We start from the raw sequence: 381 nt of genomic DNA on the forward strand, positions 1-381 counted from the left end.
AGTTTTGTTAATTAACTCTTGCTGTTTTTTATTTGGATACATTCTAAACTTATAAGCTTTTTCCACTACTACCACCTTACTTTACTTGTTTTTTCTGATTATCTATATGGTATTGTACTAAATATACATATACTCTACCATGAGTCACTTCCATTTTTCATCACCTATCATAATATTAAAATATGCAATTACTTAAAACAAGTATTTTGAAGATTTTTTATATTTATTTTTAAATAACATATGTAAGAACCGTAAGTCTTAACTTTTATCATTTTTGAGGTTGTCGTTCACATAAGTTCGCTACTACCTATGCAGTTCTCTTATGAACTTCTTACACTTTCATGCAAGCACAGACTATATCTTATCCTTCGGCATTATCCG

At 28.3% G+C, this 381-nt stretch carries 1 protein-coding gene; it reads right to left on the reverse strand.

Annotated elements, in window-relative coordinates; translation table 11 throughout:
* Positions 1-75 (reverse strand): helix-turn-helix domain-containing protein (locus KGF52_RS21215; RefSeq protein ID WP_139046823.1); only part of this gene is annotated, 75 nt, incomplete at its 3' end.
* Between the last annotated feature and the right edge of the window lie 306 nt (positions 76-381).

Origin of the sequence: Clostridioides sp. ZZV15-6597 (genome assembly GCF_020657815.1) — a bacterium.
Taxonomy (GTDB): Bacteria; Bacillota; Clostridia; order Peptostreptococcales; family Peptostreptococcaceae; genus Clostridioides.